The organism is Succinimonas amylolytica DSM 2873, assembly GCF_000378405.1.
Taxonomy (GTDB): Bacteria; Pseudomonadota; Gammaproteobacteria; order Enterobacterales; family Succinivibrionaceae; genus Succinimonas; species Succinimonas amylolytica.
The window spans coordinates 1,721,520-1,729,678 of the sequence record NZ_KB899636.1; the positions used below are offsets into that span (position 1 = coordinate 1,721,520).

General features: G+C 45.8%; 8 protein-coding genes. 1 reads left to right on the plus strand and 7 read right to left on the minus strand.

Annotated elements, in window-relative coordinates; genetic code table 11:
- From F557_RS22670 to F557_RS21145, 7 genes are all read right to left on the minus strand, one after another.
- A partial coding sequence (locus F557_RS22670; protein ID WP_044142692.1) for a hypothetical protein occupies positions 1 to 414 on the minus strand: 414 nt, incomplete at its 3' end.
- A gap of 26 nt (positions 415 to 440) precedes the next feature.
- A complete protein-coding gene (locus tag F557_RS0107670; protein ID WP_026297813.1) occupies positions 441 to 1,721 on the minus strand; it encodes a hypothetical protein in 1,281 nt (426 codons plus the stop codon).
- Between the two features lie 437 nt (positions 1,722 to 2,158).
- A complete protein-coding gene (gene tnpC / locus F557_RS22955; RefSeq protein ID WP_019001656.1) occupies positions 2,159 to 4,177 on the minus strand; it encodes an IS66 family transposase in 2,019 nt (672 codons plus the stop codon).
- A 108-nt stretch (positions 4,178 to 4,285) separates the two neighbouring features.
- Positions 4,286 to 4,639, minus strand: a complete 354-nt coding sequence (gene tnpB, locus F557_RS0107680) for an IS66 family insertion sequence element accessory protein TnpB (RefSeq protein ID WP_019001657.1) — start codon at positions 4,637 to 4,639, stop codon at positions 4,286 to 4,288.
- On the minus strand, positions 4,633 to 5,022 hold the full coding sequence (locus tag F557_RS0107685; protein ID WP_019001658.1) for a hypothetical protein: 390 nt from the start codon (positions 5,020 to 5,022) through the stop codon (positions 4,633 to 4,635). Before F557_RS0107685 ends, tnpB begins: the two co-directional genes overlap by 7 nt.
- 59 nt (positions 5,023 to 5,081) lie before the next feature.
- On the minus strand, positions 5,082 to 5,921 hold the full coding sequence (locus F557_RS0107690) for a hypothetical protein (RefSeq protein ID WP_019001659.1): 840 nt from the start codon (positions 5,919 to 5,921) through the stop codon (positions 5,082 to 5,084).
- Positions 5,908 to 6,720: a TnsA endonuclease N-terminal domain-containing protein gene (locus tag F557_RS21145; protein WP_019001660.1), complete on the minus strand. Its 813-nt coding sequence runs from the start codon at positions 6,718 to 6,720 to the stop codon at positions 5,908 to 5,910. The genes F557_RS0107690 and F557_RS21145 overlap by 14 nt, the downstream gene beginning before the upstream one ends.
- A gap of 393 nt (positions 6,721 to 7,113) precedes the next feature.
- On the opposite strand from F557_RS21145, the gene F557_RS19255 reads away from it, so the two are divergent.
- On the plus strand, positions 7,114 to 8,159 hold a 1,046-nt coding region (locus tag F557_RS19255), incomplete at its 3' end, for an Rpn family recombination-promoting nuclease/putative transposase (RefSeq protein ID WP_019001661.1).

Here is an 8,159-nt window from a genome sequence, read left to right on the forward strand (position 1 = left end):
GATCAGAGATAACGTCATGGGAGAAGCGCTTATTCTGCCCCCGAAATTTACTTCGTTATTCTTTCCTTGCATCCTTTCGTGATAAGCCCGCTGCAGCATGCTGACATATTGTCCGTTTACCGGCTTGCGTTTCTCATATCCCTGCAAAATAAGCGTTGTTATCAGCGTGCCCAGTTCATAGTGCCGTAACAGAGGGATGAACAGATTTGAAGACAGCTGAGAGAGCCATGCTGAACGCTGCCGGTTTCCTGCTTCAGGATGCGGTACCTCAGGATATCCGGACAGCATGTTCAAAATAGCGCGGCCGCTGTACTCAAGGTAGCAGGGCAGAGCCTCAATCAGCGGATTATCCTGATAACTCTCTATTGGATACGGTGTGTATTCAGCCTCAATTTTATGAATGCCATGCGCCATAATTGCTGCTCTGTCCCTGTTGAACGTTATTCCAAGTCAATGTTACCACCGCTGAAGTGCATGTCTAATCCCAGATTTCTGTTTTCCGCTGACCGATCATGATTTGAGGTTTTCTCATGAGTTTTCTTTTCCGAAAGGCCGGATACTGTTTCAGCAGAGTTCGAAGACGCCGATGCCGCAGTTTCTTTCGGCTCAGGAACCTTTTCCGGCGGCGCCGGCATGCTGTCTGAGCTTGTCGGTACCCGCGGAGAACCGGATTCTCTGTTTTCAATTTCATTACTGCGGTTTTCCCTGATGCCCTCTACTTTTTTCCTGACGGATCGCGGATCTGCGGGCTTCTTTGATTTCGCATCGTTCACAATATCGTCCATCAGTGACATCTGCTCGCTTTTGAATGCCTCATCCCTGAGCTGTTCTTCCGCTTCTGTTTTTACAGCGGTCTTAATGTATTCCTGGGCAGCCCGCAGGGTCATTCCGGTCAGGTGGGCGCTTGACGGAGCAAGCGAGCATATGACATATTTGCACGGCTTGCGGGCTTCATCAGGCTGCAGCCAGGCGTGCGTAACATCCGAGGGGTCAAGAACAAGCTGCCATCCCTCGAGATACTGCGGCGAGTTATAACGACGGAAGTATTTGAGATATTCGCTGTCTTCCGGAAGATAACGTATTCCTTCAACACACAAGCCCTTTGCCGAACATGTGGGAGTGTAGTGTTTCAGAAGGGTCAGCCGCAGAATTCTCGGATCTGTCTCATGCCGCAGGAATGATTTTCCGCGGCTTTCATAATACTTCCAGATGCTCAAACACCTGTTTGGAACATTGCCTGGCAAATCGTAAGGCGTATTTATGCGTTTCCGCCGGTTTAAGATCAGTATTGCCCTGATTACCATAAGCCGATAGTCGTCAAGCGTCAGTACAGCATCGCCCCTGCTGTCTTTATCTCCGGCTTTGCGAAGAATCCTTCCGTCCTTAAGTACCAGCCCGTGCCTGATAAGATTGTGCCTCACACGATATTGAATCAGCCCGATGCTGTTTTCCACCGTCCCTTTCTGATCGCCTCGTCCGGTTGAGGTAAAACACACATCTATGCCGTAAGCCCGATTAAGATGAAGCACCTGATCAGTGGTAAGCTCGGCATTATCAGCAACTATCTTAGCCGGAACTCCCTGAGCCGGCCACCATCTGCGGACAATATCAATGCCATGCCGTTTGCAAAAGGATGTCTTTTCCTCTATGGCGCAGAACAGGGCATCCCCGGCTGTCTTTAACTGCGGAGCTTCAAATGAGAGATCAAAGCCGACAATCATTCCCGTAAAAACATCTGTGACTACGTAAAGATACGGTCTGCCCACTACTTCGGTACGGTCATTGTTAAGCAGATTTATATTGTCCAGGGTGGAATCAATCGTATGTTTCCTAGATATCCGGGGATTGCAATTGAAAAAGAAAAGTTCTAAATTCGAGACTGGGAGATCTCAACCCGATTAACAGCAATATCAGAAAGCAAAAAAGAATTGACGGGATATAAGCAACATTCCTGCTTTTGGCCTACACTTAACCATGAGGGGCTGACACTGATGTGATAAAGAGTCTAAAATAGGGATCGTTCTCCCCCTTGTTACCACTTGCAAGCGGCATTTTTAGAGAGGTTAGACGGTTAGGGACATTTTGTTTTTAGGAATCATGCGGTGTATTTGGAATTGGAAAGCCCGGAAACGGCGTTCCGGTTTCTGACATATACATATCATGCGGTTATATTGCCTGCAGAGGCCATAGTTCCTCGCAACCAGATGGCCGTGTTGCGAACACCGTTAATGACTCCATTGATAATTTCTCTGCCTGCTGATGTTTCAGAATCGGTTTCTGCTGATTCGTGACATCCCTCATCTGCTTTTTCGCAGTTTTCCTCAGCATGAGCAGGCTGCATTGCTGTGGCAGCTTTGCAGGCCTTTTCTACCTCGGGGAGCCATGGAAGCAGGACACTGTCAAGCTTCTCAGGATGCAGTCTGTATCCGGGAATCTTTCGGATGTTGTCTAGCACATACTGAAGGTACCTGACAGGATTCAGTCCGTTCTGAGCTGCCGTTTCCACCAGGGTATAACAGTCAGCCAATGCCCTGGCTCCAGCAGGCGAGCCGGAGAGCATCCAGTTCTTCCTTCCAACAGCAATAAGCCTTATATTGCGTTCGACGGTGTTGTTCGAGATATCGTAGTTGCCATTCTCGAGAAATGCCTTGAAGTCGTTCTCATAATTCAGACCATACTTAACGGCGGCCATGAAGTTGGACTTAGGCAATATCATCTTTTCATCCACCAGCCTGTGGAAATAGGCGAACAGATCCTCCACAACAGGTCTGGATTTCTCCTGGCGAATCTTCAGTCTTTGCTCTGCCGTCAGGTTATTGCATTCCTTCTCAATATTGAATAATTGTGCCGTCAGAAGCAACACATGAGCCAGCCTTGTCGGTTCTTTGCCCTTGTATGCGCCCAGCTCATCCAAAAGGCAGGCCTTAAACTTCCGATTCAGGTGAATCCAGCAGAGCAGCCTGTGGGCAAAATGGTTATATCCTGCGTATTCATCAGTTTCAATAGCTCCATTGAAGCCCTCCAGGAGTTCATCAGCATAAGCTCCTGCTCTGCCTGGAAAGTATGCAAAGGCAGCAATCTTCTGTTCCGCCCATTTTGAGGACGCAACGGCCCACAGGTACGACTTCCCGGTCGTGCCGTCTTCTCGCGAGTTTCCGTTTCGAAGTACCAGCAGAGGTGTTTCATCTACGTGTATGACATCTTGTTGCTTCAGATGGTAAAGCAATCGTTTAACCACATACCTGAAAGCTATTTCATCTGCTTCGATTATCCAGCTGCTCATGCTTTTGCACGGTATTCGGAAGCCTCCCGACCATTCGCAGAAGATTCGTTCCTGTCTGTATAACGGCAACGAAGCGGAGCATTTCAGCCAGATGATTGTTGCCAAAAGCCTATTGCTACAGGCACTGTGGGAAAGCAGCTTTGAATGCTGAGCTTTCGGTCTTACTATCTCAGAAGTTTCCCGTTCATGATTTTCATGATTCGGGCAGGCATAAACATTGCGATGATGCCGTATCAGCCCGATGTTTACCTCAATGGAGAGTTCTTTGCTGTACACCTCGTCATAGAGAATGTTCATTTTGGTTCCGCAAAGAGGACATCTCTGCTCTTCAGGATGTACCTTATCAGGGATATCAATTTTCTTAATGAGGGGATTGTTCTCAAGGTCGTCAAGATTCATGACGTTACGGCTTCCGGTGTTACGGCCTTTTTTGGGAGTTGTATTACCAGAAACCCCGGCATTGGTACTACCATTACTGGAAGCATGATGATCAGACAGCTTCGTTTTTTCCCCATTATCAGATGTTTCTCCTAAGTTCCCATCTTTGTCAGAAGAATTAAGACCCTGTATTTCATTATCCATTCCGGCAAACAAATCGATAACACCGTAATCGTCCGGTAGTTCTTTCAGATTGATACCCAGGGCTTTTTTCAGTACTTTTTGAAGCCGTTCGCTATTACCAACTTTGAAATACTTTCTGATCATCATGTTGATGCGTGTTACAGCATGATCCCAATCATCTCTGACCTCGCCGGCATATTCAAGAAGCTCCAGAAACAGTGTAATTATCTGAACATCGCCGTTTTGCGCGGTCAGGATAGTCTTGAGAATCTCTGCCCGGGATTCTCTGGACTCCGCTCTAATAAGTTCAAGTAATGCAAATGACAATTCCATATAACACCGGATATCTGGATGAGACCTTGCAGCGCCTTTAATTATACAATCTTTTACGCAAAATTGATATAGATATTCTACGATACAGGATGTATGCAAATCTATTATCTATAGATTTGATGTATTCAGCTCTTTGGTGTAATGCTTTGGATCGATTGTAAGACCGTCCAAAAGCCATCTAAGCTGTCTGGAAGTAATTTCTCTGGCTTCGTCGGCATCTTTGGGCCATTTCAGGGATCCGTCTTCAAATCTTTTATAAAGCAGACAGAAACCGTCACCTTCCCAGACAAGCACCTTCAGCCGATCCTTGCGCCGGCCGCAAAAGAAGAATGCACATGATTCATATGGATTAAGTCCGTGCTTCTGCGATACAAGACTTCTTAACCCCTCAATACCCGCCCGCATATCAGTATGTCCGCAGATTATGAAGTATTTCTGAACCCTGGAAATGTCGCCTAACATGATGATACCGCCTTGATTAACATTAACAGCTGTTCAGGTGCAATATCGCCGCTGATATCCAGAGTAGTCTGATTTTTTAAAGTGATCGTGCCTAGCGTTCTTGCTGATAACCGGGGCTGACAGGAAACGGGAGAATCAGTGATCTCAACGAGATCCGGAATATGCTGCGGACTCGCAGGATAGGAAATAACGGGAAGAACAAGACCGGGAAATGATTCACCTCGGGAGATCCTCTCTTTGAATATTTTGATCCACTTGTAAAGCATGGAATTACTGATGCCATGACTGAAGGCATACTGACGAACTGAAAGATTACTGGCGGCGCAGTCGGTAAGCATTTTGGCATACTTCTCGACTATCGCCTTATTTGAAGAACTAACCATCGGAACCTCCTGATAATTTATCCGATGGCTACAATGGTACCTAAAACAAAGTGGTTTTATCAGACCGTATATCTGGGAAACTTACAATCAATCTCATAAACATGTCCCGGCCCCTTTGCAATATCATACGTGCTTCCCGTAAGCGGCCTGACGTCCTTTTCATACTCCCTTGCCGTGCTTTGAGCCTTTGCTCTGTCAGCCTTTGGATATGTCGAAGTGTAATAATGACGAAACTGATTGAAGGTTGGCGATTCTTCCTGCGATACGTTTTTTGACGCCATCCAGTCATGAAGAAATTTGCTGTAGGCATTTTTGACAGAATCGTGTTCCGGAACCAAAAGCATTTTCCGGCAAACCCTGTCAAATTCCTTCCTTATCTCATCGTTCAGTCCCGGCGCGGCATTGGTCAGCGAACTTTTCCTTCCCGGCTTTTCCTTGTACTCCCTTACCTCTTTCTTGGGAGCCCAGTCCGGCATAAGAACTGCCGGAACCTGGCCTCTCTGCCACCACAAGACCAGAGTGCGCTTGATTTTACGCTGCCAGGCCAGACGTTCATTTCCTTCAAGTCCGGCGCTCATATCCTTGATGAGATTTCTCAGGTGATTTTTCTCAAACGGACGAGCCCCTTCCTCAAGCAGAGGTTTAATCAGTTCCAGATTTTCCCGTCCGCGACTGATTTCCGCTTCCGTTGCTTTTCGGAACTGCAGTTCTGAGTACGGATCAGGAATTTCCACAAAGGAGCCTTGATCGCACTGCTTCTGGAAATCCCCAAGCGTGAGTTCATCGCATACCGGAGTATCGCGTTCCATCGGAAAAAGCCAAACCTTCTTCTCATCCCTCTGTATCAGCCTGTATTTGGCATCGTCATTGGACCTGAACACGGTATTAACAAGATACATGGCTATTCTCCCTGAAATCTCTGAGATGGCAGTCCGTCAGCAGTTTGCTGTGATCCGGAAATACGAGCAGCTTGCGGCTGAGCAAAATTTTAAGCCCGTCCGTAACAGAAAGCGATATCCCTTTATCAGGCAGCGGTTCCAGTTCTCCTGATGCGGAACTGTATTGCAGGAAATAATTGCAGACGATCTCCCGCTTAAGAATATCAAGCATAAATTTCAGATCCCTGTCTGTGAATCTGGTTTCCCGGTAGGGATGCAGGATTTCAAGATTGGAACAGAATATTCGGTTATATGACTTGGAGAGAAGAACGCACCAGGGAATACCCTTTCTTTTCCAGTATTCAGACTCGATTTGCAGCTTTGCCCTGGTTCTGCCGTTTTCCAAATCCCGCTCGCTGCTCTTGACTTGAAAGGCTTTTTTGAAAACCGAACCGTCAGGCTTCTTCCAGGTAACCAAAAAGTCTGTGGTCATGATTGTCCCGCCTCTGGTATACCCCGGATGACACAGATGAAGTTCATCGGCTATTTTAGCAGTGATATCGGGATCCAGCGGAAACTGCTCCCGAACCTCTGCTACATCATCATTCCAGTCAAGCTGAAGCAGTGTCAGCGTTTCGCCGTGAGACATGTTTTCAAAGGTTCTTCCGAATCTCCCGATAAACACGCGTTCGCGCTGAGTTCTGGAACAAACTTCCCTCACGGTGAAAGCAGGACGATACTTTTCACATCGCCCATCACCGCGTCCCTCTTTGACAAACTTATCCCAGTCTTTGATAAGAAAGCTTTTCTTGGTGTTCATGCCTACTCCTGTTAAGACAAATGTTGTTTGTCTCTACATTGACAGATCTTATTTAATCGTAAGGGAAAAGGCAAGATTTAGACAAAAGTTATTACTGAAAATATGACATATGTTAATTAAATTTGGAATGGTTTTTGGACAAAGCTTGTTTGACTAACACAATAATAGCGATTAGTTATCAAGAAAAATATATTTTTGGGTATGTGTAGAAAATTTTTAATGAGCCTGTTTTTGAAGGGTATAGAAATATAACCGCATCCGTTATGTGTTACTATACTTGCTCAGATAAATATGTTTAAAAATATTAATTTAAAATCTGCGGCAATTTTTTGTTTACAGTCTTGCTGCTGCTTTTATAATAAGCGCTGTCAAAAGTTGTAAAGGGTAGAAAGCATGAAAGAACTTGACGAAAAACTTCTTAAAAATTTGCCAGATGATATTAAGATAATTCTGAAGAACAGCAAAGCTCAAAACGAGGATGAAGCGAACAGTATTAATCAATTTGGCGAGGTCAATTTTTTCGACGTAAGTTTTAACAGCCTTTTTAAGGATCCTGATTATCTGAGGAGATTTTACCGTGATTTTGCAGAACGGGAGGTTACGGCTGATTGCATTGAAGTGGTTACCCTGAAAACAAGAGAGTCTTTCAAAACGCAGATCAGCAATGATCTGGGATTCTATGTAAAGCATGGGGATGATGAGGGGGACGAGTTCATCGTTCTGGTGGAGGCTCAGAGCACCTGGAATCCCAATATGCCTTTTCGTTTTCTGGAATATATCACCGCGACCTATGGTAATTACATTGACGATCATCATTATGATAAATACGGGTACCCGCAGTTCTATTTGCCACGTCCGAGATTTTGCATGATATACAGCGGCCCAGGAAAAGAGAACCGGGAAAAAATGATGAAATTTGCCAGCATGTATGGCCGAAAGATAACCCCCGCAGCCGAAGATTTGAATTTCGGGATACATGTGCTCGGCACGGATGAAAGCAGTACCATTGCAGGTCAGTACGTAGGATTCTCCGGGCTTGCGGCGGATCTCAGAACAAAATGCCACAATGGTGTAGAATGCGTAGAGGCCCTCAAGAAGGCGTGCGCCGAGAAAGGCTATGATATCATGGTGCAGTTTATTTGTAAGAATGAAACAAAAATGGTGGATGCTATGGAGCTGTCAATTAAATCCAGGGAAATATTTCATGACTATCTTAAAGATGAACGGCAAAAAGCCGCTGAGGAAGCTGTAGAGAAAGCTGCTCCAGGCCTCATCAAAGAAGGTGAGGAAAGAGGGCTGGAAAGGGGTGTGAAAATAGGCGAGGAAAGAGGGCTGGAAAGAGGCGTGATGAGAACCGTTATCGATTTTTACAAGTCAGGCTTTATCACAAAGGATGTGGCGTTGGAGAAACTCTGCGTAACTGCTCAGGAATTTGAAGC

Excerpts from the sequence above, each read along its gene's own strand:
- F557_RS0107670 (WP_026297813.1), bottom strand. The coding sequence starts at position 1,721 with ATGATTGTCGGCTTTGATCTCTCATTTGAAGCTCCGCAGTTAAAGACA.
- tnpC (WP_019001656.1), bottom strand. The coding sequence starts at position 4,177 with ATGGAATTGTCATTTGCATTACTTGAACTTATTAGAGCGGAGTCCAGA.
- tnpB (WP_019001657.1), bottom strand. The coding sequence starts at position 4,639 with ATGTTAGGCGACATTTCCAGGGTTCAGAAATACTTCATAATCTGCGGA.
- F557_RS0107685 (WP_019001658.1), bottom strand. The coding sequence starts at position 5,022 with ATGGTTAGTTCTTCAAATAAGGCGATAGTCGAGAAGTATGCCAAAATG.
- F557_RS0107690 (WP_019001659.1), bottom strand. The coding sequence starts at position 5,921 with ATGTATCTTGTTAATACCGTGTTCAGGTCCAATGACGATGCCAAATAC.
- F557_RS21145 (WP_019001660.1), bottom strand. The coding sequence starts at position 6,720 with ATGAACACCAAGAAAAGCTTTCTTATCAAAGACTGGGATAAGTTTGTC.